The sequence below is a fragment of the Aerosticca soli genome (genome assembly GCF_003967035.1).
Taxonomy (GTDB): Bacteria; Pseudomonadota; Gammaproteobacteria; order Xanthomonadales; family Rhodanobacteraceae; genus Aerosticca; species Aerosticca soli.
Genome location: NZ_AP018560.1, coordinates 761,572 through 788,321 on the forward strand (window position 1 = coordinate 761,572; position 26,750 = coordinate 788,321).

Below are 26,750 nucleotides of genomic sequence, written 5' to 3' on the forward strand. Positions count from 1 at the left end.
GCGGGCGCGCTTCCCACACTGCGCGGCCATGAGCCAGGTCCATGCCATCGCCGTACCCGAATTCGATCCCGACCTGATCGCGCGCTACGACACGGCGGGACCGCGCTATACGAGCTACCCGACCGCGCCGCACTTTCGCGGCGATTTCGGTGAGCGCGAGCTGCGGGCGGCGATCCAGGCCTCCAACGAGGAGCCGATCCCGCGCCCGCTCTCGCTCTACGTGCACGTGCCTTTCTGCGCCAGCCCGTGCTTCTACTGCGGCTGCAACCGGATCATCACCCGCGATATCGCCAAGGCCGATCATTATCTCGAACGGCTGTACCGCGAGATCGGCCTGATCGCGCCGCTGTTCGACCGCGACCGCCCCGTGCGCCAGCTGCATTTCGGCGGCGGCACGCCGAATTTCCTCGATCTTGCCCGGCTCGGCGAGCTGATGGCGTCGCTGGCGCGGCATTTCAACTTCGCCGATCCCGGCGCGCGCGAGTTCGGCATCGAGCTCGACGCCCGTTTTGCCGATGCCGACTATGTGCGCGGGCTCGCCGCACTCGGCTTCGATCGCATCTCGCTGGGCATCCAGGATTTCGACCCCGCGGTGCAGGCCGCGGTCAATCGCCTGCAGAGTCTCGAGGAGACCCGCGTGGTGGTCGATACCGCGCGCGCATCCGGCATCGACTCGGTCAGCGTGGACCTGATCTACGGCCTGCCGCGGCAGAACGTGGAGGGCTTCTCCCGCACCCTGGACCAGGTGATCGCGCTCGCGCCGGATCGCGTGGCGGTGTACGGCTACGCGCATCTGCCGCAGCTGTTCAAGCCGCAGCGCCGGCTCGATGCCAGCGAACTGCCCGATGCGGCCACCCGGCTCGCCCTGTTCGGCCGCGCGCTCGAGCGCCTCACTGCCGCCGGCTACGTGTACGTGGGCATGGATCACTTCGCCCGCGCCGACGACGAACTCGCCCGCGCCCAGCGCGCCGGCACCCTGCAGCGCAACTTCCAGGGCTATTCCACCCACGGCGACTGCGACATCGTCGGCCTGGGCGTGAGCGCGATCGGCCGAATCGGCGACTGCTACAGCCAGAACGCGCGCGATCTGGTCGGCTACTACGCCGCGCTAGACGCCGGCCGCCTGCCGGTCGTGCGCGGCCTGCAACTGGACGAGGACGACCTGATCCGCCGCGCGCTGATCGGCGAGCTGATGTGCCACGGCGAGCTGGACATGCTCGACTTCGGTCAGCGCCACCGGCTGGTGTTCGCCGACTACTTCGAGCCTGCGCTGACCCGGCTGCAACGCCTGGCCGAGGACGGGCTGGTGACCCTGGACGAGCGCAGCATCCGGGTGACGCCGCGCGGGCGGCTGCTTCTGCGCAGCATCGCCATGTGCTTCGACGCCTATTTGGAGCAGCCGTCCACCCCGGCGCGCTATTCCCGTACCATCTGAAGGCGTTTTTCGCTGCGTGCTCACGATGCCTGCCAGCCATCCGGGGCGCTTGCCCGCGCCACTCAGCCCGATCGCCGACGATGGCGATGAAGCCCATTTCTGCCGCACCTGCGCCTTCGCCGGCGCGTGCCTGGCGGTGGGCTACGGCAAGCCGGAACTGTCGGCGCTGCATTGCCTGGTCGAACACGTCGGGCCGTTCCGCGCCGGCGAGCATGTGTTCCGCACCGGCGATCCGTTCCGCGCCATCTTCGCGGTGCGCGCCGGCACGGTGAAGACCAGCCTGGTCGACAAGGACGGTCGCGAACAGGTGCTGGGTTTCTATCTGCCGGGGGAGGTGATCGGCCTCAATGCGATCTATCCCGACCAGTTCCCATGCAACGCGGTGGCGCTGGAGACGGCCTATTTCTGCCGCTTCTCGTTCCCGGCGATGAGCGCGCTCGCCGCGCGCCTGCCGGCGGTGCAGCAGCATCTGTTCCGCCTGCTCAGCAAGGAGCTGGGCACCGCCAGCCTGCTCGCCGGCGACCACAGCGCGGACGAGCGCATGGCGGCGTTCCTGGTCGACCTTGGCGAGCGCTACGCGGCGCGCGGTTTTTCCGGCACCCAATTCAGCCTGAGCATGTCGCGCGGCGACATCGCCAATTACCTGCGGCTGGCCGCCGAGACGGTGAGCCGCGTGCTCGGCCGTTTCCGCAGCCAGGGCCTGATCGAGATCGAAGGCCGGGCGTTGACCCTGCGCGAACCGGCGGCACTGCGCGCCATCGGCCAGAGCCTCTTGCCCGGCTGATCCTGCAAGGCGTCTTTCCCCGTCCTGTCCCGTACGCATCCCGCGCGCCGGCCCCGGTCTTGACCTGCGGCCATGCTTTCCGCTGCCGATTCCATGACGCCGTGGCGTGTCGGTGACCGTTTCCCGGCGCCAAGCGGCGGCATGGCGCCGCACTTCCGGTCTTGCCGATTCAAGCTTGCAACGGCGCGGCCGATGTAAGGGGCAGGCTGGATGCCGGGTAAGGCGAGGATCGCGCAGGCTTTTTTTGAGTCTTGGCGCCATGACGCCCGCGAGCGAAGGGCTTCCTGGCGGTTGGCCCGGCTTTTGCCTATGGCAGGCAAAAGGTCCGTTAGGGACCGTCGGCTTCGCCAAAGTGTCTTTTCCAGGATCGCGATCATGACTTCGATCTCCGGCCTTACCAGCACCAGTGCAGGCACCACCGCCACCAGCTCGACTTCGGGGGCGAGCAGTGCGGGCACGACCTCGACGGGCACGACCGGCACCTCGACCGGCAGTGCGGTGCTGAGCTCGGCGGGCATCGGCTCGGGGCTGGACGTCGATGCGATCGTCACCGCGCTGGTCAATGCCAAGAAGGCCGGCCCGGCGCAGCAGATCAACGCCCGCACCACCCAGCTGCAGTCCCAGGAGGCGGGTTTGACCGCGCTCGGCAGTGCGCTCGGTTCGCTGCGTACGGCCTTGGGCAAGCTCGCTTCGGATACCACGTACCAGACTTATACCGCGACGCTGTCGGATAGCACCCTGGGCAGCACCCGCACGCTGCCCAGCGCGCGTCCCGGCATCTACCAGATCAGCGTCGATCACCTGGCCGCCGCGCAAAAGCGCAGCAGCGACGCCTACCCGGCGGGAAGCACCCCCGGCGCCGGCACCTTGACGATCAGCGTCGGCGGCAAGTCGGTGGACATCGCCGTGTCGGCCACCGATTCGCTGTCTACCATCGCCGCGGCGATCAACAGCGCCAGCGGCAATCCGGGCGTGCAGGCGGCCATCGTCAACGGCGCCAACGGCGCGCAGCTGCTGCTGAGCTCCACCAAGACCGGCGTAGCCAACGCCTTCAGCATCAGCGCCAGCGCCGACAGCAGCGCCGGACTCAGCGCCCTGGCGGCCAAGCTCGGCACGCCCGGCAGCAGCGAGGCCAGTGACGCCAGCTTGAGCATCGACGGCATTCCGGTGACCAGCGCCAGCAATTCGGTGAGCGGCGCGCTCGACGGCGTCACCCTGGATCTTGCCGCCACCGGCAGCGCGACCTTGACCGTGAGCCAGAACACCGACGCGGTGAAGAGCGCGGTGTCCGATTTCGTCAGCGCCTACAACAGCTATGCGGGCACGGTGGCGACGTTGAGCAGCTACGACGACACCACCAGGACCGCCGGCGTCCTGCTCGGCGACAGCACGCTGATGGCGGTGCAGCGCCAGATCAACGGCGTGCTGAACAGTCGGGTGAGCGGCAACAGCATCGGCTCACTGGCGGCGCTGGGCATCACCCGCAATGCCGATGGCACCCTCGCGCTGGACAGCGACAAGCTCGACGCCGCGATCAAGTCCTCCCCGGACGCGGTACAGCAGCTGTTTGCCGGCAGCAACGGCTACGCCACCCGGCTGGACAGCGTGCTGGACGACCTGAACGGCAGCGGCGGCATCATCGCCCAGCGCACCGCCAGCATCGAGCAGCAGCTCACCAAGCTGGGCCAGGCCTCCGCGGCACTCGACGCGCGCATGAGCGTGTACGAGGCGCAGTTGCGTCAGCAATACAGCGCGCTCGACACGCTGATGTCATCGCTGACCAACACCAGCAATTACTTGACCGGTGCGCTCAAGCAACTGGAAGCCACCTACACCAGCAAGAATTGAAGGAGAAACCCATGACTTACGGTTTTTCGCGGGCCAGTGCGCTGTATCAGCAGACCCGGACCCAGGGCAGCGTGGAGGACGCCGATCCGCATCGCCTGACCGGCATGCTGCTGGATGGCGCCATCGAGCGCATCGCCCAGGCGCGCGGTCACATCCGCCACGGCGACGTCGCCGGCAAGGGCACCGCCATTTCCAAGGCCATCGCCATCGTCGGCGAGCTGCGCGGCAGTCTCAACCATGAAGTCGGCGGCGAACTCGCCGCCCGGCTGGATGCGCTGTACGACTACATCACCCGGCGCCTGCTCATCGGCCAGCTCAACGACGACGACGCCGCGCTCGCCGAATGCAGCGCGCTGCTCGAGCCGGTGCGTGAAGGCTGGCAGGGCATCCGCGACGCCTATCTCGCCGGCCGCCAGGGCAGCGCGGCATGAACGCCGGGCACGAGGACGATCCGCTCGAGCGCGCGCTCTCCTTGAGCGTGGCGATGGTGATCGCCGCCAAGGACGGCCTGTGGGAGACGGTGGCGGCACTGGATAGCGAGCGTCAGCCGCTGCTACGCGGGCCGATCCGGCCCGACCGGCGCAGCCGCGAGCTGCTCGAGGCCTTGCTGGAACACAACGAGCAGGTGCGCCTGCAGCTGCAGCCGGCGCATGCCGCCGCCGCCGCCGCGCTTGGCCGTCATCAGCACGCGCACCAGGCCCTGCGCGCCTACGTCGACCTGGCCGGTTGAGCCGGCCGGCGCCGGCGCGCTTACCATGGCGCTTCGCGTCCCGCGCCAGGAGGATCTCGTCCATGTCCGATCGCGCCTATGCCCAGTTCGTGCAGCGGATGATGTTCGAAGGTCCGCTGCCGGTGCGTTTCGAGGCGGCCACGCCCGCCGGTGGCGGTCAGCTGCGTCTGCTCGCCGAGCGCAACGCGCGGCTGCTCGGCGCGATCGAGCTGCTTGAAGAGCGGCGCGCCGAACACGAACGCGACCGGCTGGACGACGCCACCGCGCAGGAGCTTGCCCGCATGGATGCCAAGCTCAATCTCCTGATCGAGATCGTCACCCATGCGCTGGCGCCGGCCCACGGGCTGCCCCAGCGCCAGCGCGTGCGTTTCAATGCGGTGGGCGCGGAAGTGCCCGATCCGCTGGTGCCAGACGATGCCCGGCACGGCCGCCTGCTGCTCAGTTTCGACGCCTGTCTGGCTCTGCCGCTCGAACTCGACTGCGAAGTCGAAGACGGCGCCGGCGCCGGCCAGCGGTTTCTGCGTTTCGTCCATCCGGGCGAGACCGTGGTCGAGGCGCTGGAGCGCTTCGTGTTCCGCCACCATCGGCGTCAACTGGCCGACGTGCGTCATCCGGGTGGCTGAAGGGCCGGCGATCGGCGTCGCCCAGGTCCGCTGAAAACCTCCGCAGAGGCGTCTTCAGGTGGCCTTTTGCGTCACCTCGATACGTCATGGACGAGCCGCGTCACATTCGAGGAAATGACGCGCGGATGGGCGTGAGGCTTGAGTGTGATACGCATCACAAGCGGTGCGTGATGCGCATTGCGCCATGAAAATTTTCCGACGCCGCCAATTTTTTGTTGGCATGGCCCGACTGTCGCTCAGGGTCACCCGCGCGATCGGTGCGATTTCCCCGTCGCGACGCGGGTTTGCGTGCTGTATGGAGGCCTGACCGCAGCGCCGCGGCCGTGCCCGAGTGACGCGCCGCGTCCATCGTCCGGCACCGCGCATGGCCTTCTTCTTGCTCCCTTGGCGCCAAGCGGCCGGCATCGCCGGCGACCCGCGTGGCGGGCGAGTGCATTTTCTGCAGGGGTGGCAAAGTCATGAACAAGTTCGATGTCCTGGTGATCGAAGACGATGCGCAGCGGGCGCAGGCGATCCTGGCTGCATTGCATTTTCTGGGCTATCGGCCATGGTCGGCATGTGGCGGCGATTCCGCGCCGGGCGAGGCTGACTGGCGGCTGCTCTACGTCGGCACGATCTTCGACGAGGCGCGCGCGCAGCGGCAGCTGGAACGGCTCGGCGAGGCCGCCGCGCACGTGCCGCTGCTGTGTGCCGACGACTCGCCCTGGCGCGACCGGCTGGCCGCAGCCGGCGCGCCGTTCGCCGCGCGCGCGACGAGCCTGGCCTTTCCCTTGCGCTACGAGGCGCTGGCCGAGGCGCTGCGCGACCTGCATGCGCGCCTCGTCGGCACGCCGCGCCAGGGCGCGCTGCGCTTCGTCGGCGAATCCGGGCCGATGGCGCGCGTCAATGCGCTGATCCGCCAGGTCGCGCCGTTCGACTCCAGCGTGCTGGTGCTCGGCGAATCGGGCACCGGCAAGGAACTGGTCGCGCGCACCATCCATGCCTGTTCGCCGCGCCGTGACCGCCCCTTCGTGGCGATCAATTGCGGGGCCATCCCGGCCGAACTGCTGGAGAGCGAACTGTTCGGCCACGAGAAAGGCGCCTTCACCGGCGCCATCGGCACGCGCAAGGGCCGTTTCGAGCTCGCCGAGGGCGGCACGCTGTTCCTGGACGAGATCGGCGACATGAGCCTGCCTATGCAGGTGAAGCTGCTGCGCGTGCTGCAGGAGCGTTCATTCGAGCGCGTCGGCGGCAACAAGACCCTGCATTGCGACGTGCGCATCATCGCCGCCACCCACCGCAACCTGGAGCAGGCGATCGCCGACGGCCGTTTCCGCGAGGATCTCTATTACCGCCTGAGCGTGTTCCCGCTGGAGCTGCCGGCGCTGCGCGACCGCCTGGAAGACCTGCCGCTCTTGATCGAGGAGTTCAACCAGCGCCAGGCGCGGCGCGGCCTGGCCCGGGTGCGTTTCGCCGCCGGTGCGCTGGAGGCGCTGCGCCACTACGCCTGGCCGGGCAACGTGCGCGAGCTGTGCAACCTGGTCGAGCGGCTGGCCATCCTCTATCCGCACGGCGAGGTGCGCGCGGCCGACCTGCCGGAAAAATACCGCGGCCCCGCGGCGGACGAGTCGGTGCGCAGTGCCGCGCTGCTGGCGCTGATGGACGAGGCGCGCCCCGCCATCGGCGCACCGGCGGCGGTGACGGTCGAGCCGTCCCTGCTGCCCGACGGCGGGCTGGATCTCAAGGAGCATCTGGCCGATATCGAGGTCGGCCTGATCCGCCAGGCGCTGGATGCCACCGGTGGCGTGGTCGCCCATGCGGCCAAGCTGCTGCGCATGCAGCGCACCACCCTGGTGGAGAAGCTGCGCAAGTACGGCCTGCAGGGCAGCCTGGCGGCCTGAGACGGGGTGGGGCAGGCGCTCCACACGGCATCTCGCCGCTTTCGGCCCTGCGCCAGGCCGGCGTGCTGTCTTGAAAGCGCCGGTGCCCCGGGCGCGACATCCGGGGAAAACGCATCGCTGCGGGGTGCCGCGGCGATGCGTGGCCGTTGGTCGGCGCCGTGGGCGGTGTCCCCCCAGGCTGCGCGGGCTCTTTGCGCATCGGCACCAATCGCTGGCACGGCTCGTGCTTTCACCCTGCTGACAAGTCGTCACGCGTTGGAAAACCGTCATGAGTGCGATCGACATCGACAGCCTGCTCGGCCAGATGCGCCAGCTCTCCACCCAGATGCGTCTGCCGGCGACGCCCGCGGCCGCCACACCCGCCGCGCAGGGCGCCGATTTCGGCGCGCTGTTCAAGCAGTCGCTGGCGGCGGTGGGAGCGAGCCAGTCCGAGGCCGGGCAGATGGCGGCGGCGTTCGAGCGTGGCGATCCGGGCGTCGATCTCGGGCGCACCATGGTGGCGGTGCAGAAGGCGGATCTGGCCTTCAACGCCACGGTGCAGGTGCGCAACCGGCTGGTCCAGGCCTACAAGGACATCATGAACATGCCGGTGTGAGCCGGCTCTCCCGCCTCGGAAACAGACCGTCCCCGCCATGGCCGACAACCCCATCGTCACCAGCGACGAAAGCAAGCGCATCCAGCGGCTGGATCTTCGCCAGCTCGCGCGCAGTCCCGGCACACGCCAGCTGCTGCTGCTGATCGGCATGGCCGCGGCAGTGGCGCTCGGCGTGGCGGTGGTGCTGTGGTCGCGCGGTCCCAATTACGGGCTGCTCTATGCCGGACTCGAACAGAAAGACGCCGCGGCGATCGTGCAGGCGCTGCAGGCGGCCAACACGCCCTACAAGCTGAGTCCGGACGGCAGCTCGATCATGGTGCCGGCCGCCGACCTGCCGGCGATCCGGCTCAAGCTCGCCGCGCAGGGCCTGCCGCAGGGCAGTGCCGCCGCTGCGCTGCCCGGCGCCGACTCGCCCTTCGGCATGAGCGACCTGGCCGAGCGCACCCGCTACCAGCAGCTGCTGGAAACCGATCTCGGCAACACCATCGCCACCCTGCAGGGCGTGCGGGCGGCGCGCGTGCATCTGGCGCTGCCCAAGCCTTCGGCGTTCGTGCGCGACAACCGCCAGGCCAGCGCCTCGGTGCTGCTCACGCTCTATCCCGGGCGCCAGCTCGATGCGGGGCAGGTGGCGGCGATCGTGCATCTGGTCGCGGCCAGCGTGCCGGAGCTGGATCCCGCGCAGGTCTCGGTGGTCGACCAGCAGGGCCAGCTGCTGACGGCCAATGCGGCCGATGGCCTGGGCGCGGTCGGTGACAGCCGCCTGCGGCTGGCCACGCGCATGGAAAACACCTACGCACAGCGCATCGAGGAACTGCTGACGCCGCTGGTCGGGCCGGGCAAGGTGCATGCACAGGTCTTTGCCGACCTCGATTTCAGCCAGACCGAGAAGGCCACCGAGACCTACGACCACGAGCATCCCGCGCTGCGCAGCGAGCAGGTGAGCAGCGAGCAGCACACGGGAACGCCGGCGAACGAGGGCATTCCCGGCGCGCTCAGCAATCAGCCGCCGGTGACGCCCGCGCAGGCTACCGCCGCACAGCCGGGCGCCGCTCCGGCAGCGCCCGCCGCGGCCCCGCGCACGGGTGCGAACGCGACGGCCGGCGCGGCCACGCCGCCGCCCGCCGATACCTCGAGCAGCGCCACCCGCAACTACGAGCTCGACCGCACCATCAGCCATGTCAGCGATCCGGCCGGCCGGCTGGCCAGGCTCACCGTGGCGGTGGTGGTCGACAACAAGCTGGTGCAGGGCCCCAAGGGCGATACCAGCGTGCCGTTGACGCCGCAGGAGCTCGCCCATTTCACCGATCTGGTCAAGAACGCGGTCGGTTTCGACCCCCAGCGCGGCGACAGCGTGAGCGTGGTCAACCAGCCTTTCCATCAGCCGCCGGCGGCCGAGGGGCCGACCGAGCTGTCGTTCTGGCAGCGACCGGGCGTGCTGGATCTGGTCAAGCAGGGCCTGGGCGTGCTGGTGGCGTTGCTGGTGGCCTTCGGCCTGCTGCGGCCGCTGCTCAAGGGGCTGACGCGTGGCGCGGCGCCGGCGCAGACCCTGGCGGTGGCCGGCGGCGCGCCGCCGGTGGCCGTCCGCGTCGCGACCGAGGAGCCGGCGGCGCCGGTCGAGCGCAGCCAGCTCGGCGGACCTGCGGCCTCTGCCGGTCTGGGCTACGAGCAGCGCATCGGCCTGGCGCGGCGCATGGTGGCGGACAATCCCAAACAGGTCGCGCAAGTGGTCAAGAACTGGGTGAACGAGGATGGCAACTGAGTCGATCAGCGGTGCCCAGCGCGCGGCCATCCTGCTGCTCACCTTGGGTGAGCAGGACGCCGCGGAGGTGCTCAAGTACCTGTCCGCACGCGACGTGCAGGCGGTCGGTTCGGCCATGGCCGGCTTAAGCGGCGTGAGCCGCGAGCAGGTGGTCCAGGTGCTCGACCGCCTGAGCGAGGACATGAACCGGCAGACCGCGATCGGCGTCGGCACCGAGGAATACATCCGCAAGATCCTGGTCAACGCGCTTGGCGAGAGCAAGGCCGGCAGCCTCATCGACCGCATCCTGCTCGGCCGTTCCAGCAAGGGCCTGGAATCGCTCAAGTGGATGGAAAGCCGCGCCATCGCCGAGATGATCGGCCAGGAACACCCGCAGATCATCGCCCTGGTGCTCGCGCACCTGGAGCCGGACCAGGCCGCCGAGGTGCTGGGCTATCTGCCCACCCGCGTGCGGCCGGACGTGGTGATGCGCATCGCCACTCTGGACGGCGTGCAGCCCCAGGCGCTCAACGAGCTCGACGAGATCATGGAGCGCCAGTTCAACGGCACCAGCAACAAGCTCAAGTCGGCCAACATCGGCGGCTTGAAGGCGGCGGCGGCCATCCTCAATGAGATGGAAACCAGCCGCGAGGTCGAGTTGATGAGCGCGATCCGCAGTCAGGACCCGACGCTCGGCGGCCGCATCGAGGAACTCATGTTCGTCTTCGACGATCTGGTCGGCCTGGACGATCGCAGCATGCAGACGCTGTTGCGCGAGGTGCCGAGTCAGCGCCTGGTGGTGGCGCTCAAGGGCGCCGAGCCGGCGGTGCGCGAGAAGATCTTCGCCAACATGTCCAAGCGCGCCGCCGACATGCTGCGCGACGATCTGGAGGTCGCCGGGCCGGTGCGCGTGTCGGAGGTCGACGCCGCGCAGAAGGAGATCCTCTCCATCGCGCGGCGGCTGGCCGACGCCGGGCAGATCACCCTGTCCGCCGGCGGCGGTGACGAGATGGTTTCATGAACGGCATCCTCGACCGCGAAGTCGCCGCGGGCTTCACCCGCTGGGAACCGCCGATGGTCGGCGACACACCGCCGCCGCCGGCCGAACCGCCGCGGCCGACGGTGAGCGAGCTCGAGGCGATCGAGCGGCAGGCGCGCGAGGAGGGTTATGCCGCCGGCCATCGCGAGGGCCTGGCCGCCGGCCGGCGCGAGATCGAGGCGCGGGTGGCCCGTCTGGAGGCGATGCTCGCCGCCGCCGCGCAACCGTTGGCGCGGCTCGACATCGAGGTAGAGGAAGAACTGGCCAGACTGGCGGTCACCATCGCCCGGCGCGTGCTCGCCCACGAATTGAGCGTGCATCCGCAGCGCATCGTCGAGACCGTGCACCGCGCCGTGGGCCTGCTGCCCGCCGGCAGCCGCGAGCTGCGCGTCCACTTGCACCCGGATGATCTCAAGCTGCTGCGCGAGAGCGGCGCCGCCGACGCGGGCTGGCAGCTCATCGCCGATCCGGCGTTGAGCCGCGGCGGCTGCCGGATCGAGAGCACGCAGTCGCGGCTGGATGCGACCCTGGAGGCGCGGCTGACGGCGGTGATCGATGCCGTGCTCGGCGCGGAGAAGGGCGACGCGCCATGAACCAGTCCGTGTGGCGCGAACGGCTGGCCCGGCGCACGCAACGTGCGGCGCAGGCGCGCGAGCCCGGCGTGGAAGGCCGGCTGCGCCGCGTGGTCGGCCTGACCCTGGAGGCCGAGGGTTGCGAGGCGCCGCTCGGCGCGCGCTGTCTGGTCGACGCCGCCGACGGCGCGATGCTGGAGACCGAGGTGGTCGGCTTCGCCGACGAGCGCCTGCTGCTGATGCCGGTCGACGAGATGCACGGCGTGCTGCCCAATGCGCGGGTACGGCCGCTCGCGCGCGCCGGCGGCCTGCCGGTCGGGGCGGGGCTGCTCGGCCGCGTGGTCGGCGCCGACGGCCTGCCGCTGGACGGCCTGGGCACGCTGGACACCGGCGAGTTCGCCGCGCTCAAGCGCGAGCCGATCAATCCGATGGCACGCAAGCCGATCGACACCCCGCTCGACACCGGCGTGCGCGCGATCAATGCCCTGCTCACCGTCGGCCGCGGCCAGCGTCTGGGTCTGTTCGCCGGTTCGGGCGTGGGCAAGTCCACGCTGCTGGGCATGATGACCCGCTACACCGACGCCGACGTGGTGGTGGTCGGCCTGATCGGCGAGCGCGGCCGCGAAGTGAAGGAGTTCGTCGAGCACACCCTGGGCGAGGAAGGCCGCCGCCGCGCGGTGATCGTCGCCGCCCCGGCCGACGCGCCGCCGCTCAAGCGGCTGCGCGGCGCGCAGTACGCCACCGCGATCGCCGAATGGTTCCGCGATCGTGGCCAGCGCGTGCTGCTGTTGATGGATTCGCTGACCCGCTACGCGCAGGCCCAGCGCGAGATCGCGCTCGCCATCGGCGAACCACCGGCGACGCGGGGCTATCCGCCCTCGGTGTTCGCGCTGCTGCCGGCGCTGGTCGAGCGGGCCGGCAACGACGCTGAGGGACGCGGCTCGATCACCGCTTTCTACACCGTGCTCACCGAGGGCGACGACTATCGCCACGACCCGATCGCCGACGCCTCGCGCGCGATCCTGGACGGCCATGTGGTGCTTTCGCGCGATCTCGCCGAGGCCGGCCACTACCCGGCCATCGACATCGAGGCCTCGATCAGCCGCGTGATGCCGGCGGTCACCACGCGCGACCAGCAGCGCGCGGCGCAGCGTTTCCGCCAGGTGTACGCGGCCTACCGGCAGCAGCGCGACCTGATCGCGGTGGGTGCCTACCAGAAGGGTTCCGACCCGCAGGTGGACCAGGCCATCGCGTTGTGGCCGAAGCTGCGTGCCTTTCTGCAGCAGGAGGTGGACGAGCCGGTCACGCTCGCCGCCGCGGTCGCCGCGCTCGAAGCCATCGCCGTCGAGGTCGACGGGTGATGAGCCGCGCCGAACGCCTGCAACCGGCCGCCGATCAGGCCCGCCAGCGCAGCGAGGACGCGGTGGCGGAGCTCGCCGAGCGCCAGCAGGCGCTGGTGCGCGCCGAACGCCAGCTCGCCGAGCTCAAAGGTTACCGGCAGGAATACGCGCTCGACGCCGGCGGCGGCCTGAGCGTCAGCGCGTTGCTCAACCGGCAGCAGTTCGTCGAACGCATCGACCGCGCCATCGCCCAGCAGCAGCGAGAGATCGAACGCCAGCAGCGTCTGCTCGAGCAGGCGCGCCTCAAATGGCGCACCGCCCATGCCCGCGAGACCGCGCTGGACGGCGTGATCGAGCGCTATCGCGACGAGGAGCGCCGCCACGAGGAACGCCGCGAGCAGCGCGAGATCGACGACCGCGGTCCGCGCCGGCCGCCGACGGGTTGAGTGCGATGGTCGAAGCGGGCGCAGCGCCGGTCGTTATGGTGATGAAGATGAAGCCGCCGGGCGGTGCCGGATGGCCGCCCGGGCCTCGGCGCATGACGGCAGGCCGCCGCGCGCGTCGGTGATCCCCCCAAAGTCCTGCCTTTCGGAGACAGCCTGATGTCCGGTTCCTTGACGGTGACGCCCGTTTCCCCAGTCAGTCCGGTGAGCGCCGCGGCCGGCGTGCATGCCGGCGTCGAGGCGGCGGCCCTGTTCGGCCAGCAGCTCGTCGCCGCGCGCCACGGGCATGGCCGGCAATCACACGCCGACGCGCAGACGGACGATGCGCCGTTGCCCGACGCCTCGCCCGTGTCGGCATCGGCGACGGCGCCTGCCGCCGACACGGCGTCCGAGGGTCCGGACATGGCGGCCGCCCTGGTGGCGGGTTTGTCCTCGGCCCCGACGGACAAGGGCGAGGTTGACGACGGCGACGCCTCCGCGACCGCCGCACAGGGCAGCGCCGCCGGCACCCTGGCCGCGAGTCTGTGGGCGATGCTCGGCCATACGCCCCCGGCGGCACTCGGCGCGGCCAGCGGCGGCGTCGCCAAGCTGCTGGCCGCCGGCGCGCACGCGCGGCCGACCAGCGCCAGCACGGAGGCGGCGCCGGATGGCGATCCGGCCGACGCCGACGCGGCGGCGCGTCCCGCGGCGGCCCTTGCCGGCGACCCGTCGGAGGTTTTCACGGGCCGGTCCGGCGTGCTGGCGAGCCTGGCTGCGGACAGCCGCACGCCGGATTCGCAAGGCCCTGCCGCCACGCGGACGCAGGTCGAGGTGCCGGCATGGATGACCTCGCTCGCCCCCCATCCGGCGGCCGCCGCCGCGCCCGTTGCGGTCCATCGGCTCGACGTGGCCAGCACGCCGGGCACGCCCGTCTTCGCCCAGGAATTGGGTCAGCAGGTGGTCTGGCTCGGCCAGCAGGACATCAAGCAGGCGCGCATCCGCCTGCATCCGGAGGATCTCGGCCAGGTCGACGTCAAGGTGAGCGTGCAGCACGGCGGCCAGGTCGACGTGAGCTTCGCCGCCCAGCATCCGGGCGTGGTGCATGCCCTGCAGCAGACGTTGCCGCAGCTCGACGCGCTGCTCGCCCAGCAGGGCCTGAGCCTCGGCCAGGCCCAGGTGGGCCAGCAGCAGGGCGGCGGTGGCGGCGCCGATGGCGGGGCCGCCACGGCCGGTACCGGCAGCGAAGCCGCCCGCGAGGACGTGCCGCCGATGACGGGCGTCGTGCGCGGCAACGGCCTTTTGGACACCTTCGCCTGAAAGCCCCCGCGGCGGCCGGCCGTCGCCGTGCCACGCCGACCGCCCGGCGGGCGTCAAGAAAACGCCGCCATTGCCTGCCGTCGGCATGAGCCGAGCAATCGCGCCGGTCCGGCGGCGCCACGCACTTCGGCCGTGCGGTGCGCGCGCCGAACCCAGCCCCTGCGCCGGCCGCTCGTCCCGGCCGGTGCCCTGTCGACGCCGGCGTAGCCTCATCGGGGCAGGCCACATTGCATGGCATGGCCCTTGCTAAGGCTGGGCTACCGACAGGCAACGAGGTTCGGCAGCATGGCCAAGATGGAAGCGGAGCAAGCGGTAGAGACCGCCGAGGCGGCGCCCAAGCGCGGCGGCGGACGCCGTCTGCTGGTGATCGGGGTGATCGCATTGGTACTGATCGGTCTGGGCGTGGGCGGTTATTTCTTGTTCGCCCGGCATGGCGCCCATGCGCCGGCGGCCAAGGCCGAGGCCGCGGCGGAGGCCGGCCCGGAACTCTATCTCGCCCTGGAGCCGCCGTTCGTGGTCAATTTCCGCGACGACGACTCGATGCGCTTCCTGCAGGTCGGGGTCACCCTGATGGCCCACGACCCCAAGGCGCTGGAGGCGGCCAAGGCCGCCGATCCGGTGATCCGCGACGCGCTGGTCAAGCTGTTCAGTGCGCAGAGCTTTGCCATCCTGAGCGACCCGGCCGGCAAGCAGAAACTGCAGACGCAGGCGCTGGCCACCGTGCGCGGCATCGTCCAGGCGCGCTATGGCAAGCCCGGCATCGAGGCGCTCTACTTCACTTCGTTCGTGATGCAGTGACCGGAGCCTCGAAGGCATGAGCGACCTGCTTTCCCAGGAGGAGATCGACGCCCTGCTCGAGGGCGTCAACGGCGGCAAGGTGGAGACCGGCAGCGACGAGCCGCTGCCGCCCGGTGCGGTACGGCCGTACGACTTCACCCAGCAGGACCGCATCGTGCGCGGCCGGTTGCCGACGCTGGAGATGGTCAACGACCGCTTCGCGCGCTATTTCCGCACCGCGCTGTTCGGCGTCCTGCGCAAGACCTGCGAGGTCGCCGTGCTCGGCGTGAAGATGCTCAAGTTCAACGAGTACGTGCACGGCCTGGTGGTGCCGGCGAGCCTGAACCTGGTGCGCATGAAGCCGCTGCGCGGCACCGCGCTGGTGGTGTTCGAACCGCGTCTGGTGTTCAGCGTGATCGACAACTTCTTCGGCGGCGACGGGCGCTTCCACGCGCGCATCGAGGGCCGCGACTTCACTCCCACCGAGAGCCGGGTGATCCAGATCCTGCTCAACGAGTTCTTCGCCGCCACCGTCGAGGCGTGGGCGCCGGTGCTCGCGCTGGAATTCGAATATCAGAACTCCGAGATCAACCCGCAGTTCGCCAACATCGTCAGTCCCACCGAGACGGTGGTGGTGTCGCGCTTCCACGTCGAGCTCGACGGCGGCGGCGGCGAGATCCACCTAACCCTGCCGTATGCGATGGTCGAGCCGATCCGCACCCTGCTCGATGCCGGCGTGCAGAGCGACCGCGTCGAGCGCGACGACCGCTGGGCCGAGCTGCTGCACGAGGAGATCTTCGACGCCGAGGTCGAGCTGAGCGCGCTGCTCTTGGAGACCGAACTCTCGATCGGCGACTTCCTGCGCCTGCGCCCGGGTGACGTGATTCCGGTGCAGTTGCCCGAGACCGCCACCGTGTTCGCCGAGGACGTACCGATTTTCCGCGCCCGCTACGGTCAGGCCAACGGCCGCGCCGCGGTGCGCTATCTCGCCCCCGCCGGCCGCCGCGAGGCGGCGCTGGCCGACAAACTCGATGACCTGGAGAAAAAGACCGCATGAACGCCCAAGACCCGGCCGCCCAGGCCGCCGCGCCGACGTCCGAAGCCGGCGAGAACTCGGATGTCAACCTGGACATGATCCTCGACGTGCCGGTGACGCTGTCGATGGAAGTCGGCCGCACCCGCATCAGCATCCGCAACCTGCTGCAGCTCAACCAGGGCTCGGTGGTGGAGCTGGACCGCGCCGCCGGCGAACCGCTGGACGTGTTCGTCAATGGCACCCTGGTCGCGCATGGCGAGGTGGTGGTGATCAACGAGAAGTTCGGCATCCGCCTGACCGACGTGATCAGCCCGGCTGAACGTGTGCGCAAGCTGCGCTGAGGGCCATGCGCATGCGACTTGCCATCGCGCCCGCGGCGATGCCGACCGTCGATCTCGGCGGCGAGCTGCTGCGCGCCGTGTTGGGCCTGGCCGCCATCGTGGCGCTGATCCTGCTCGCCGGCTGGCTGAGCCGCCGGCTGCAGGCACGCGCCGCGCCCGGCGGACGGCGCCTGCGCTGCGTCGAGAGCATGGCGCTCGGTGCCCGCGAACGGGTGCTGCTGCTCGACGCCGATGGCAAGCGGCTGTTGATCGGCGTCGGTGCCGGCGGCGTGCGCACCCTGCATGTCTACGAAGGCCAGGCCCCCGAACCCGCGCCGCCCGCTCCGCCGCCCGCCTTCGGCGAGCTGCTCGGCCGGCTGAGGCGCAGGCCATGAGCGCGCGTCCGTGCCGGCTGCTGCGCCTGCTGCTGCTTGCGCTGGCGTTCGCGTTGCCGCTCGCCCCCGCGCTGGCGCAGGAGGCGCCGGCCACCGGCGTCACCGCTTCCGCGCCGGCCCCGGGCGGCCTGCCCGCGCTCACCGTGCGCACCGCGCCGGGCGGCGGCCAGACCTGGACGCTGTCCCTGCAGGTGCTGGCGCTGATGACGGCGCTCACTTTGCTGCCGGCCATCCTGCTGATGATGACCTCGTTCACGCGGATCATCATCGTGCTGGGTTTCCTGCGCCAGGCGCTCGGCACCCAGTCGACGCCGCCCAACCAGGTCCTGCTGGGGCTGGCCTTGTTCCTCACCCTGTTCGTGATGTCCCCGGTGCTGCACAAGTCCTACGCGGAAGGCGTGAAACCCTACATGGACGGCCAGCTCGCCGCCGAGCAGGCGCTGCCGGCCGCCGCCGCGCCGTTCAAGCATTTCATGCTCGACCAGACCCGCGACGCGGACCTGCAGCTGTTCGCCCGCCTGGCCGGCGAGAAGCCGTTTGCCGACAAGGACGCGGTGCCGTTCCGGGTGGCACTGCCGGCGTTCGTCACCTCCGAGCTCAAGACCGCGTTCCAGATGGGCTTTCTGCTGTTCATCCCGTTCCTGATCATCGATCTGGTGGTGGCCAGCGTGCTGATGTCGATGGGCATGATGATGGTCTCGCCGATGATCATCTCGCTGCCGTTCAAGATCATGCTGTTCGTGCTGGTGGACGGCTGGACGCTGCTGGTCGGCACGCTGGCGGGGAGCTTCTACACATGACCTTCGCCACCCACTTTTCTCCCTTGTCCCGTAGGGGAGGGTGCCGGGGTGAGGGATCGGCCTTTCGCTACTTCCGCAGGTGGGCGATCGGGTTTTTCGACGGCGCCGTTCCCGTGCCGACGAAAAACCGGCCGGCCACCCTGCGGGCAGGTCCGCCACCCATCCGCCGTGCCCTGGCGGCCCCCAACAGCAGCGCGCTTCCTGCGCGGACTTCCCGCACGCGCTGTGTAGGCGTAAGTCCGGTGGCAGGCCACGCAAGCGCGTCGTTCGAATGCATGCGCAATGGGATGCGCCATGCGCTTGCCCCCTTCCGCCGGCCAGCGGGGAAAAGGGGCAAAGGCACGCGAAGCGAGGTTCTCGTATGACCCCGGAGTCCGTCATCCAATTCGGCCAGCATGCGCTGTACGTGGCCATGCTGGTGGCGATGCCGCTCTTGCTCACCGCGCTGGTGGTGGGACTCCTGATCGGCGTGGTGCAGGCGGCCACGCAGATCAACGAGATGACGCTGTCGTTCATACCCAAGCTGATCGCGATGGCGCTGGTGGCACTGATCGCCGGGCCGTGGATGCTGCGCACCCTGGTCGCCTTCACCCGGCAGCTGATCGAGGGGCTGCCGGGGGCGGTGAAGTGATGCCGGCGACGCCGCTCGTGCTCGATCCGGCGAGCTGGCAGCCGTGGCTCGGCCGCCTGCTGTGGACGCTGGCGCGGGTCAGCGGGCTGTGCCTGACCGCGCCGGTGCTGGGCGCCACGGTGATACCGGCGACGATCCGCGCGGCGCTGGTGCTGCTGCTTACCGGGGTGCTGGTGCCGCTGATGCCGGGATCGGCGCTCGAGCCGTTCTCGGCGGCCGGCGTGGCGGCCTTCGTCGGCCAGCTGCTGCAGGGCGCGCTGCTCGGTTTCGTGCTGCGGCTGGTGTTCGAGGCGGTGGCCTTCGGCGGCCAGCTGATCGCGCAGAGCATGAACCTGGGCTTTGCCGAGACGATCAATCCCGGCGCGGGCGGCAGCACGCCGGTGCTCGGCCAGTTCCACACCGCCCTGGTGACCTTGCTGTTCCTGGCGCTGGACGGGCATCTGGCCCTGATCGGCCTGCTCGCCGAGAGCCTGCGTACCTTGCCGCCGGGATCGGCGCTGGACGGCGCGGACGGCCTGCATGCGGTGGTGCTGTTCGGCGGCGAACTCTTCGCCGGCGCGGTGCGGGTGGCGCTGCCGGCGATGATCGCCCTGCTGGTGGTCAACGCCGGTTTTGCCGCGATCAGCCGCGCGGCGCCGGCGATGAATCTCTTCGCGGTGGGTTTCCCGATCACGCTGACGCTCGGCCTGGTCGTGCTGCTGCTCGCGCTGCGCGGTCTGCCCGGCGCGTTCACCGCGCTGCAGGAGACGGCCTGGACGCTGCTGCGCCGTCTCGCCGGCGTGGTGCCTTGACCGGGTGAGCTGCCATGGCCGAGCACGACGACGACCAGGAACGCACCGAACAACCTTCGGAAAAACGCCTCAAGGAGGCGCGCGAGAAGGGCGACGTCCCGCGCTCGCGCGATCTTTCCGGCGCGCTGGTGGTGCTGGCCGCGCTCGCCGCCTTGCTCGCCGGCGCGCCCTCGGCTTACGTGCACGCCCGGCGCATCTACACGCTCGGGCTGGCCTACGATCGCGCGGCGCTGTTTTCCGATGCGCTGCCCGCGCGGGTGCTCGCCGGTGCACTGCGCGAGGCGCTGGCCTTGTTCGCGCCGATCGCGTTGGCCGCGTTGGCGGCCTGCTTCGCCGCGCCGGCGCTGCTCGGCGGGCTCCTGTTCAGCGGCCAGGCGCTCACGCCCAAGTTCGAGCGGCTCGATCCGCTGGCCGGCCTGCGCCGCATCTTCGCCATGCGCGCCCTGGAGGAGCTGGCCAAGTCGCTGCTCAAGCTGGTGCTGATCGGTGCCGGGCTCGCCCTGCTGCTCAAGCACTGGGAGGGCGAGCTGCTGGCCACCGGCACCGGCGCGGTGGTGCCCGGCATCGTGCGCGGGCTGGGCCTGCTCGGGCGCGCGGCGCTGATGCTGGCCGGCATGCTCGCGCTGATCGGCGGCCTGGATGCGCTGTACCAGAAGTACGACTACGGCAAGCGCCTGCGCATGACCCGCCAGGAACTCAAGGACGAGGCCAAGGAAACCGAGGGCAACCCGGAGATCAAGAGCCGCGTGCGCCGCGTGCAGTACGAGATGTCGCGCCGGCGGATGATGCAGGCGCTGCCCAAGGCCGACGTGGTGGTGACCAACCCGACCCATTTCGCGGTGGCGCTGGTCTATGACGAAGGCCGCGCCGGCGCGCCGCGGGTGATCGCCAAGGGCGTGGACGAACTGGCCCGGCAGATCCGCCAGGTGGCCGCCGCGCACCGCATTCCCGAGGTCCAGGCGCCGCCGTTGGCACGAGCCTTGTATGCCACTACCGCGCTGGACCGCGAGATCCCGGTGACGCTGTACGTGGCGGTGGCGCAGGTGCTGGCCTACGTCTACCAGTTGAAACAGGCCGCCCAGCGCGGCGACGTTCCGCCCGTCGCGCCCAATCCCGAGATCGACCCGGACCTGATGGGCCCGTACCGGCCCGGCCCCTGAAGGGCGCGACACCCCAAGCTTCCAAAGGAACCTGCGCATGGCCGCGATCGGCGTGCTCGACAACCTGAAGACGATCGGCCGGCGCGGCATCGGCGCGCCGATCATGCTGCTGGCCGCGCTGGCGATGCTGATGCTGCCGCTGCCGCCGTTCCTGCTGGACATGCTGTTCAGCTTCAACATCGCGCTGTCGCTGGTGATCCTGCTGGCGGTGATCTACGTGATGCGGCCGCTGGAGTTCGCCGCCTTCCCGACCGTGGTGCTTGGCGCCACGCTGCTGCGCCTGGCGCTCAACATCGCCTCCACCCGCGTGGTGCTGCTGCACGGCCACGACGGCCCCGGCGCCGCCGGCAAGGTGATCGAGGCGTTCGGCGAGTTCGTCATCGGCGGCAACTTCGCCGTCGGCCTGGTGGTCTTTGCCATCCTCACCATCATCAATTTCGTGGTGGTGACCAAGGGCGCCACCCGCGTGTCGGAAGTCACCGCGCGCTTCACCCTGGACGCGATGCCCGGCAAGCAGATGGCCATCGACGCCGATCTCAACGCCGGTTTGTTGACGCAGGAACAGGCCCGCGAGCGCCGCCAGGAAGTGCGCGAGGAGGCCGATTTCTACGGCTCCATGGACGGCGCTTCCAAGTTCGTGCGCGGCGATGCCACCGCCGGCATCCTGATCCTGTTCATCAACATCATCGGCGGTTTCATCGTCGGGGTGATGCAGCACGGGCTGTCCGCCGGCGAGGCGGCGCGCACCTACACCCTGCTCAGCATCGGCGACGGCCTGGTGGCGCAGGTGCCCTCGCTGATGCTCTCGATCGCCACCGCGGTCATCGTCACCCGCGTCTCGCGCGCGCAGGACATGGGCAAGCAGGTGGTGAGCCAGCTGTTCGGCCAGCCGCGCGTGCTGGCGGTGGCCGGCGCGGTGCTCGGCGTGATGGGGCTGATTCCGGGCATGCCCAACCTCGCCTTCCTGCTGCTCGGCGGCATCCTGGGCGGCGCGGCCTACCTCAAGCTCAAGCGCGAGCGCGAGACCCGCGAAAAGCTCGCCGCACCGGCCGCCGAAACGCCCGCGCCGGCCGCGCCGGCCGAACGCATGGAGCTGTCCTGGGAGGATCTGTCCGGCGTCGATCCGCTGGGGCTGGAGGTGGGCTACCGGCTGATTCCGCTGGTGGACGTGCACCAGGGCGGCGAGCTCATGGGGCGGATCAAGTCGGTGCGCCGCAAGCTGTCGCAGGAACTCGGCTTCCTGATCCCGCCGGTGCACATCCGCGACAACCTCGACCTTGGCCCCAACACCTACCGCATCACCCTGATGGGCGTGTCCATGGGCGAGGCGGAGGTGTATACCGACCGCCTGCTGGCGATCAATCCGGGCCACGTGCACGGCCCGCTGAACGGCATCGCCACCCGGGATCCGGCGTTCGGGCTGGAGGCGGTGTGGATCGAGCCTGGCCTACGCGAGACCGCGCAGGGGCTGGGCTATACGGTGGTCGACCCGGCCACCGTCATCGCCACGCATCTTTCGCACATTCTGGGCAACCACGCCCACGAACTGCTGAGCCATCAGGACGTGCAGCAGCTCCTGGACCGGCTGGCGCAGACCGCGCCCAAGCTGGTCGAGGAACTGGTGCCCAAGCGGCTGCCGCTCGGCGTGGTGGTCAAGGTGCTGCAGAACCTGCTCGCCGAACGGGTGCCGATCCGCAACATGCGCACCATCGTCGAAACCTTGGCGGAACACGCCGGCCAGAGTCAGGATCCCGGCGTGCTGACCGCCGCCGTGCGGGTGGCGCTCGGGCGCCAGATCGTGCAGGAGATCGCCGGCCTGGACACCGAGATCCCGGTCATCACCCTGGCGCCGGAGCTCGAGCAGATCCTGATGAACTCGCTCTCCGGCAGCGGTCCGGCCGGCGCGGCGGTGGAGCCGGGGCTGGCCGACCGTCTGCAGCAGGCGGTGGCCGAGGCGGCGCGGCGCCAGGAAATGAACGGCGAGCCGGCGGTGCTGCTGGTGCCGCCGGCCCTGCGGCCCTGGCTCGCCCGCTTCACCCGGCATGTGGCACAAAACCTGCACGTGCTCGCCTACAACGAAGTGCCCGACAACCGCCGCGTGCGGCTGGTGCAGGCGCTGGGACGTTGAGAGCCGGCATGGCACGGCCATGGTGAACGGGCTGACGGCCGGTTCTTCGAGCGGAGCGAGGCATGAAAATCAAGCGATTCGTGGCGCCGGACATGCGCCAGGCCATGCGCCTGGTGCGCGAGGAACAGGGTCCCGATGCGGTGATCCTGTCCACCCGCCGGTTGGACGAGGGCATCGAGGTGATCGCCGCCGTCGATTACGACGAGGCGCTGGTGCGCGAGGCGGCCAGCCAGGGCGTGCCGTTGCCGGCCGTGGCACCGGCCGAGCCGGCGCCTGAACCGACGCGCGCCGCCGCCCGGCCGCTGCCGCGAGACCCGTCCGCAGCGGGGCGCGAGGAGACGGCCGCGGCGCGGATGGACCGGCCCGCCGCGCCCGTCGCGGCCAGCACCGCGGGCGCGGCGCCGGGGCGCCATGACACCGCGTCGCGTCGTGCCGCCCAACCGGCCGGCGTCGACATGCCGTCGCCTGCCGTCGGCGCGCCGTCGCTCGCCCGACGCGATGCCGCCGCGGCGCGCCCAGACACCCCCGCGCCCGCCCGGGGGACGGCGGGTCGTCGTGAGACGGATGCCGACACAGCGGGTCATGCCGCACCGGGTGTACATCCGCTGCTCGAGCGCACCGCCGCCGACACCCGGCACCTGCGCGTGGAACTCGACGATCTGCGCGACATGCTGGAGATGCAGCTGTCCAGCCTGGTCTGGAACGACATGGAGCGGCGCCAGCCGCTGCGCGCGCGCATCCTGCGCGAACTCACCCGACTCGGCGTCGATGCCGACGTCGCGCGCCGGCTGGCCGACGGACTGCCCGCCGAGCTCAACCCGGAGCAGGCCCGTTACCTGCCGCTCGGCCTGCTCGGCCGGGCGCTGCGGGTCGGCGCCCGCGAGCTCGCCGGCGCTCCCGGCATGCTGGCGCTGGTTGGTCCGACCGGGGTTGGCAAGACCACCACCGTGGCCAAGCTGGCCGCCCACGCCGCGCGCCGGCACGGACCGGGCCAAGTGGCGCTGGTCAGCACCGATCACTACCGCATCGGCGGCGCGGCCCAGCTCGAGCATTACGGCCGTCTGCTCGGCGTGCGTGTCTACCCCGCCGACGACGCGGCCAGCCTGCGCCAGGTCCTGCGCATGCTGGAAGGCAAGCACACCGTGCTGGTGGACACCGCGGGCGTGGCCGGCTGCGACCCACGTCTGGAACAGCAGATGGACGTGCTGAACGAGGTGGCGCACAGCGGCGAGGTCAGCCTGCGTGCCTGCCTGGTGCTGGCCGCCAATGCCCAGGCGCAGGCGCTGGACGAGGCGGTGCGCGCCTACCTGCCGCTGGCGCCCGGCGCCTGCATCCTCACCAAGTTGGACGAGGCGCCGTGTCTGGGCGGCGCGCTGTCGGTGCTGATCCGCCACCAGCTGGCGCTGGACTACACCGCCGACGGCCAGCGCGTCCCCGAGGACATCGCGGTGGCCGACGCCCGCACCCTGGTGTGCCGGGCGGCCAAGGGCACCCGGCAGCAACCGCCGGTGGACGACGAACTGATGGCCGAGCGTTTCGGCCTGGCGATGGCTTGAAAGGCATGAACGAGAGACCGGCAATGCACCAGGCGGGCGGGTTGTTCCACATGTTCGGCGGCCAACCCGGCATGCCGCTGCCGATCGGCGACCAGGCGGCCGGGCTCGGCCGGGCGGCGCGCCCGTGCCGCGCCATCGCGGTCACCGGCGGCAAGGGCGGGGTGGGCAAGACCACGGTGGCGGTGAACCTCGGCATGGCGCTCGCCCAGGCCGGGCGCGAGACGCTGCTGCTGGATGCCGACCTTGGCCTGGCCAACGTCGACGTGCTGCTCGGCCTCAGCCCGGGCCGCCATCTGGGCCACCTGCTCGACGGCACCGCCAGCCTGCCCGAACTCATCGTCGAGGCGCCGCACGGGCTCAAGATCATTCCCGCCGGCTCCGGCGCGCGGCGCCTGGCGCAGCTCGGCAACACCGAGCACGCGGCGGTGATCCGCGCCTTCGACGAGCTGCCGCGGCCGCCCGAGTTCCTGCTGGTCGACACGGCCGCCGGCATTTCCGACGGCGTGGCGATGTTCGCCGCCGCCACCGACGAAGTGCTGCTGGTGGTCTGCGACGAACCGGCCTCGCTGACCGACGCCTACGCGATGATGAAAGTCTTGAGCCGCGACTTTGGCGTGCGCCGCTTCCGCATGCTGGCCAACATGGTGCGCCATGCCGGCGAGGCGCAGGCGCTGCACCAGAAGCTCTCGCGGGTGTGTGACCGCTTTCTCGACATCAGCCTGGAATACGTGGGCTTGATTCCGCACGACGAGCGCCTGCGCCAGGCGATCCGCCGGCAAAGCGCGGTGGTGGACCTGTGGCCGGCCAGCCGCGCCGGCCAGGCATTCAAGCAATTGGCCCAGTCGGTCGATACATGGTGCGAACCCGCGCGCGCGGGCCGGGACCGCATCGCTTTCTTCGGCGGCCGGCCCGAACCGGTGACGGGGTGGTGAGATGAGCGTGGCCTCGGAATATCTGCAGCTGCAAAAACAGAGCGCGGACGAGCTGGTGCGTCAACACGCACCGCTGGTGCGCCGTATCGCCTATCACCTGATGGGGCGGCTGCCGCCGAGCGTGGACGTCGGCGATCTGATCCAGGCCGGCATGATCGGCCTGCTGGAGGCGGCGCGGAACTACGTCACCGACCGCGCGGCCAGTTTCGAGACCTATGCCGGCATCCGCATCCGCGGCGCCATGCTCGACGAGCTGCGCAAGAGCGACTGGACCCCGCGCTCGGTGCATCGCAAGGTGCGCGAGATGGCCGAGGTGGTGCGCCAGATCGAGATCGAGACCGGCGCCGATGCCGACGATGCCGAGGTGATGAAGCGGCTGGGCATGTCGCCGGAGGAATACCACGCCGCGCTGGCCGACGCCGCCAGCGCGCGGCTGCTCAGCCTGACCGCGCCGGACGAGGGCGAGGGCGCCGCGGCGCTGGAAGTGGCCGATCCGGATGGCCTCGGGCCGGCCGAGAGCATCGAGCAGGACGGCCTGCGCGAGGCGCTGATCGCCGCGATCGGCTCGCTGCCCGAGCGCGAGCAGCTGGTCATGTCGCTCTATTACGAGCAGGAGTTGAACTTGAAGGAGATCGGCGCCGTGCTCGGGGTCACCGAGTCGCGCGTGTGCCAGATCCACGGCCAGGCGGTCGTGCGCCTGCGTGCGCGCCTGGCCGGCTGGCGCGACGGCGGCGGCGACCTGGAATCGGGCGGTGGCAAGCCGAAAAAAACCGCCCGTCCGTCCTCCGGCGCCCCGCGACGATGACCGCTTCCCCCTTGCCCTTAAAACCCGAGGAAACATGGACAAGAACCTGAAGATCCTCGTGGTGGACGATTTCTCCACCATGCGGCGCATCATCCGCAACCTGCTGGTCGAGCTCGGTTTCAGCAATCCGCTGATCCAGGAGGCCGACGACGGCAACAGCGCGCTGGCGTTGCTGCGCAACCAGCCGTTCGATCTGGTGATCACCGACTGGAACATGCCCAACATGACCGGCATCGACCTGCTGCGCGCGATCCGTGCGGAGCCCGCGCTCAAGGCGTTGCCGGTGCTGATGGTCACCGCCGAGAACAACCGCGACCAGATCATCGCCGCCGCCCAGGCCGGCGTGAACGGCTACATCGTCAAGCCCTTCACCGCGGTCACCCTGGAAGAAAAACTCACCCGCATCTTCGAGCGCATCGCCGCCAGCGGAGCCAGCGCATGAACACGCCCGTCCTGCCCAGCATCGACCATACCCATCTGCCGCCCGAACTGCGCGCGCTGCTCGACAGTCCCGACGGCGCCGCCTTCGAGGCCGCGCTGGACCGCCTGGTGCGCCAGCGCGAACAGCAGCTCTTCCGCGCACTCGGCCTGCTCGCCCGCGACCTGCACGAGGCGGTGCGCCGGCTCGGCAGTGAACTGGCCCAGGAAGGCGTGCCCGGCAGCGTTGCCGACGCCCGCCGGCACTTGAACGACGTGCTGGAAATGAGCGCGCAGGCCGCGCACCGCAGCATCGACTTCGCCGAACGCATGCGTCCGGAGGCCGAGGCGCTGGCCGCCAATGCGCGCGAGGTGCTGGCCTTCACCGACAGCCCCACCGATCCGGCCGCGGTGCTCGCGCGCCAGGCCGGCGACTTCGCCGAGCGCTGCAGCCAGGGGCTGGCCGACATGGTCATGGCGCAGTCCTGGCAGGACCTGTCCGGGCAGCGCATCCAGAAGGTGGTCGATTTCATCGGCAGCGTGGAGAGCGCCCTCCTGGAGCTGGTGCAGCTCACCGGGGCGCTGGCCGGCGGCGAACCGGCGCGTGCGGCCCAGCGCATCTCCAGCCAGGAAGAAGCCGACCGCCTGCTCAGCGAGTTCGGTTTCTGACGGCGCGCGC

General features: G+C 70.5%; 28 protein-coding genes. All 28 read left to right on the forward strand.

Annotated features, from left to right (window positions below; translation table 11 throughout):
- The first annotated feature begins 28 nt into the window (after positions 1 to 28).
- The 28 genes from hemN to ALSL_RS03600 all read left to right on the forward strand — a co-directional run bounded on the left by hemN (position 29) and on the right by ALSL_RS03600 (position 26,740).
- The gene (hemN, locus tag ALSL_RS03465) at positions 29 to 1,435 is read left to right on the forward strand and encodes an oxygen-independent coproporphyrinogen III oxidase (protein ID WP_126536463.1); all 1,407 of its coding nucleotides are present in this window, start codon (positions 29 to 31) and stop codon (positions 1,433 to 1,435) included.
- Between the two features lie 25 nt (positions 1,436 to 1,460).
- Entirely contained in the window at positions 1,461 to 2,219 is a 759-nt protein-coding gene (locus tag ALSL_RS03470) for a helix-turn-helix domain-containing protein (protein ID WP_126539992.1), read from the forward strand.
- Positions 2,220 to 2,594: 375 nt separating this feature from the next.
- Positions 2,595 to 4,067 carry a flagellar filament capping protein FliD gene (gene fliD / locus ALSL_RS03475; protein ID WP_126536465.1) on the forward strand — a complete coding sequence of 491 codons (1,473 nt, stop codon included), beginning with the start codon at positions 2,595 to 2,597 and terminating at the stop codon, positions 4,065 to 4,067.
- An 11-nt stretch (positions 4,068 to 4,078) separates the two neighbouring features.
- Positions 4,079 to 4,498 (forward strand): flagellar export chaperone FliS, encoded by a 420-nt coding sequence (fliS, locus tag ALSL_RS03480; RefSeq protein WP_126536467.1) that lies wholly within the window; start codon positions 4,079 to 4,081, stop codon positions 4,496 to 4,498.
- The gene (locus tag ALSL_RS03485; RefSeq protein WP_126536469.1) at positions 4,495 to 4,797 is read left to right on the forward strand and encodes a flagellar protein FliT; all 303 of its coding nucleotides are present in this window, start codon (positions 4,495 to 4,497) and stop codon (positions 4,795 to 4,797) included. Before fliS ends, ALSL_RS03485 begins: the two co-directional genes overlap by 4 nt.
- Before the next feature lie 62 nt (positions 4,798 to 4,859).
- Entirely contained in the window at positions 4,860 to 5,420 is a 561-nt protein-coding gene (locus tag ALSL_RS03490) for a PilZ domain-containing protein (RefSeq protein WP_126536471.1), read from the forward strand.
- A 458-nt stretch (positions 5,421 to 5,878) separates the two neighbouring features.
- Positions 5,879 to 7,300, forward strand: a complete 1,422-nt coding sequence (locus tag ALSL_RS03495; RefSeq protein WP_126536473.1) for a sigma-54 dependent transcriptional regulator — start codon at positions 5,879 to 5,881, stop codon at positions 7,298 to 7,300.
- Between the two features lie 268 nt (positions 7,301 to 7,568).
- Positions 7,569 to 7,895 (forward strand): flagellar hook-basal body complex protein FliE, encoded by a 327-nt coding sequence (gene fliE / locus ALSL_RS03500; protein ID WP_126536475.1) that lies wholly within the window; start codon positions 7,569 to 7,571, stop codon positions 7,893 to 7,895.
- A gap of 37 nt (positions 7,896 to 7,932) precedes the next feature.
- Positions 7,933 to 9,654 (forward strand): flagellar basal-body MS-ring/collar protein FliF, encoded by a 1,722-nt coding sequence (fliF, locus tag ALSL_RS03505; RefSeq protein ID WP_126536477.1) that lies wholly within the window; start codon positions 7,933 to 7,935, stop codon positions 9,652 to 9,654.
- Positions 9,644 to 10,654, forward strand: coding sequence for a flagellar motor switch protein FliG (gene fliG / locus ALSL_RS03510; protein ID WP_126536479.1), 1,011 nt, complete (start codon positions 9,644 to 9,646; stop codon positions 10,652 to 10,654). Before fliF ends, fliG begins: the two co-directional genes overlap by 11 nt.
- Complete coding sequence (locus ALSL_RS03515; protein ID WP_126536481.1) at positions 10,651 to 11,265, forward strand: flagellar assembly protein FliH; 615 nt, start codon at positions 10,651 to 10,653, stop codon at positions 11,263 to 11,265. Before fliG ends, ALSL_RS03515 begins: the two co-directional genes overlap by 4 nt.
- On the forward strand, positions 11,262 to 12,605 hold the full coding sequence (gene fliI / locus ALSL_RS03520; RefSeq protein ID WP_126536483.1) for a flagellar protein export ATPase FliI: 1,344 nt from the start codon (positions 11,262 to 11,264) through the stop codon (positions 12,603 to 12,605). Before ALSL_RS03515 ends, fliI begins: the two co-directional genes overlap by 4 nt.
- Complete coding sequence (gene fliJ / locus ALSL_RS03525) at positions 12,605 to 13,030, forward strand: flagellar export protein FliJ (RefSeq protein ID WP_231700278.1); 426 nt, start codon at positions 12,605 to 12,607, stop codon at positions 13,028 to 13,030. The genes fliI and fliJ overlap by 1 nt, the downstream gene beginning before the upstream one ends.
- Before the next feature lie 156 nt (positions 13,031 to 13,186).
- Complete coding sequence (locus ALSL_RS03530; RefSeq protein WP_126536487.1) at positions 13,187 to 14,323, forward strand: flagellar hook-length control protein FliK; 1,137 nt, start codon at positions 13,187 to 13,189, stop codon at positions 14,321 to 14,323.
- A gap of 285 nt (positions 14,324 to 14,608) precedes the next feature.
- A complete protein-coding gene (locus tag ALSL_RS03535) occupies positions 14,609 to 15,121 on the forward strand; it encodes a flagellar basal body-associated FliL family protein (protein WP_174928824.1) in 513 nt (170 codons plus the stop codon).
- A 16-nt stretch (positions 15,122 to 15,137) separates the two neighbouring features.
- Positions 15,138 to 16,157 carry a flagellar motor switch protein FliM gene (gene fliM, locus ALSL_RS03540; protein WP_126536489.1) on the forward strand — a complete coding sequence of 340 codons (1,020 nt, stop codon included), beginning with the start codon at positions 15,138 to 15,140 and terminating at the stop codon, positions 16,155 to 16,157.
- On the forward strand, positions 16,154 to 16,477 hold the full coding sequence (gene fliN / locus ALSL_RS03545) for a flagellar motor switch protein FliN (protein ID WP_126536491.1): 324 nt from the start codon (positions 16,154 to 16,156) through the stop codon (positions 16,475 to 16,477). The genes fliM and fliN overlap by 4 nt, the downstream gene beginning before the upstream one ends.
- A gap of 11 nt (positions 16,478 to 16,488) precedes the next feature.
- Positions 16,489 to 16,851 (forward strand): flagellar biosynthetic protein FliO, encoded by a 363-nt coding sequence (gene fliO, locus ALSL_RS03550; RefSeq protein WP_126536493.1) that lies wholly within the window; start codon positions 16,489 to 16,491, stop codon positions 16,849 to 16,851.
- Positions 16,848 to 17,651: a flagellar type III secretion system pore protein FliP gene (gene fliP, locus ALSL_RS03555; RefSeq protein WP_126536495.1), complete on the forward strand. Its 804-nt coding sequence runs from the start codon at positions 16,848 to 16,850 to the stop codon at positions 17,649 to 17,651. Before fliO ends, fliP begins: the two co-directional genes overlap by 4 nt.
- A 361-nt stretch (positions 17,652 to 18,012) precedes the next feature.
- The gene (gene fliQ / locus ALSL_RS03560) at positions 18,013 to 18,282 is read left to right on the forward strand and encodes a flagellar biosynthesis protein FliQ (protein WP_126536497.1); all 270 of its coding nucleotides are present in this window, start codon (positions 18,013 to 18,015) and stop codon (positions 18,280 to 18,282) included.
- Positions 18,282 to 19,073, forward strand: coding sequence for a flagellar biosynthetic protein FliR (gene fliR / locus ALSL_RS03565; RefSeq protein WP_126536499.1), 792 nt, complete (start codon positions 18,282 to 18,284; stop codon positions 19,071 to 19,073). The genes fliQ and fliR overlap by 1 nt, the downstream gene beginning before the upstream one ends.
- Positions 19,074 to 19,087: 14 nt before the next feature.
- Positions 19,088 to 20,233 carry a flagellar biosynthesis protein FlhB gene (flhB, locus tag ALSL_RS03570; RefSeq protein ID WP_126536501.1) on the forward strand — a complete coding sequence of 382 codons (1,146 nt, stop codon included), beginning with the start codon at positions 19,088 to 19,090 and terminating at the stop codon, positions 20,231 to 20,233.
- Between the two features lie 37 nt (positions 20,234 to 20,270).
- Positions 20,271 to 22,361 (forward strand): flagellar biosynthesis protein FlhA, encoded by a 2,091-nt coding sequence (flhA, locus tag ALSL_RS03575; RefSeq protein WP_126536503.1) that lies wholly within the window; start codon positions 20,271 to 20,273, stop codon positions 22,359 to 22,361.
- 62 nt (positions 22,362 to 22,423) lie between these two features.
- Positions 22,424 to 23,917 carry a flagellar biosynthesis GTPase FlhF gene (gene flhF / locus ALSL_RS03580; RefSeq protein ID WP_126536505.1) on the forward strand — a complete coding sequence of 498 codons (1,494 nt, stop codon included), beginning with the start codon at positions 22,424 to 22,426 and terminating at the stop codon, positions 23,915 to 23,917.
- Positions 23,918 to 23,922: 5 nt separating this feature from the next.
- On the forward strand, positions 23,923 to 24,849 hold the full coding sequence (locus ALSL_RS03585; RefSeq protein WP_231700279.1) for a MinD/ParA family ATP-binding protein: 927 nt from the start codon (positions 23,923 to 23,925) through the stop codon (positions 24,847 to 24,849).
- A 1-nt stretch (position 24,850) separates the two neighbouring features.
- Complete coding sequence (locus ALSL_RS03590) at positions 24,851 to 25,654, forward strand: RNA polymerase sigma factor FliA (protein ID WP_126536507.1); 804 nt, start codon at positions 24,851 to 24,853, stop codon at positions 25,652 to 25,654.
- 34 nt (positions 25,655 to 25,688) lie between these two features.
- Positions 25,689 to 26,096 carry a chemotaxis response regulator CheY gene (gene cheY / locus ALSL_RS03595; protein ID WP_126536509.1) on the forward strand — a complete coding sequence of 136 codons (408 nt, stop codon included), beginning with the start codon at positions 25,689 to 25,691 and terminating at the stop codon, positions 26,094 to 26,096.
- A complete protein-coding gene (locus ALSL_RS03600) occupies positions 26,093 to 26,740 on the forward strand; it encodes a protein phosphatase CheZ (protein WP_126536511.1) in 648 nt (215 codons plus the stop codon). Before cheY ends, ALSL_RS03600 begins: the two co-directional genes overlap by 4 nt.
- The last annotated feature ends 10 nt before the right edge of the window (positions 26,741 to 26,750 follow it).